Annotated in this window: 1 pseudogene; it reads left to right on the top strand. The window is 62.8% G+C overall.

Annotation, left to right across the window (positions count from 1 at the left end):
* Positions 1-1,026, top strand: a pseudogene (locus ABEH27_RS25670) (hypothetical protein); the annotation flags it as partial.

The following is a 1,026-nucleotide window of genomic DNA, read 5'->3' as shown; positions in this document are numbered from 1 at the left end:
ACCCCGCGTGGTCGAGCACTGGACCAGCGACGGCGAGCACTTCCACTTCCGCTACGACTTCGCAGCGCGCACCAGCTGGGCCACCGACGTGCTGGGCCGCGAGCTGGAGATTCACTACAACGAAGACCACCGCGTCATCGCCAGCCGCGACTACGGCGGCGAACGCTACGCCATCGACCTGGACGATTTCGGCAACATGGTTGGCCTGACCCTGCCGGACGGCAACCAGTTGCACTTCAAGTACGACGAGTTCGCCCGCCTGCTCGAAGAAACCGACCCGCTGGGCCGCACCATCGCCTACGAATACCACCACCTGACCACCTTGGTGACCAAGGTGACCTACCCGGATGGCAGCACGTGGCAGGCCCGCTACGACGACAAGGGCAACCTGCTGGCCGAGTTCGATGCGCTGGGCCAGATGACCGAGTACCTCAACGGCGAAGATGGCCTGCCGCACACCATCATCGACACGACGTACAAGTCCAAGTACCTGTGGTGGAACACCCTGGCCCAGGTCGAGCGTTTTCAGGACTGTTCGGGCAAGAGCACCTACTACCGCTATGACGAGCGCCAGCACCTGGTGGCGGTGACCGATGCGCTGAACCAGACCACCACGCTGGAACGCAAACCGGACGGGGAGGTGGTCAAGATCGACCATCCGGACGGCACGGCAGAGACGTTTACCTACAACGTCTACGGCCAGGTGCTGAGCCACACCGATGGCAAGGGCCAGACTACACGTCTGCTGCGCACCGCCCGAGGCCTGCCGAGCAGCCGCCAGGATGCCAAAGGTCAGCAAGTTCGCTATGAGTACGACAAGGCCATCCGCCTGACTGCGTTGGTAAATGAAAACAGCATGCCGTACCGCTTTGCCTACGATGCCTCGGACCGGCTGATTGAAGAAGTGCGGGTGGACAACCTGACCCGGCGCTTCACCTACAACGACGGCGGCCACCTGACCCGGCTGGACGAAATCGGCTACGGCGAGAACGGTGAACAGCCCCAGCGCGAAACGCTGTTCGAACG

Source organism: Pseudomonas sp. P39-UII1 (genome assembly GCF_039672635.1).
Lineage (GTDB): Bacteria > Pseudomonadota > Gammaproteobacteria > Pseudomonadales > Pseudomonadaceae > Aquipseudomonas.
Note: the sequence above shows the minus strand (reverse complement) of the source record. Positions and strands in the feature narration are given on the sequence as shown.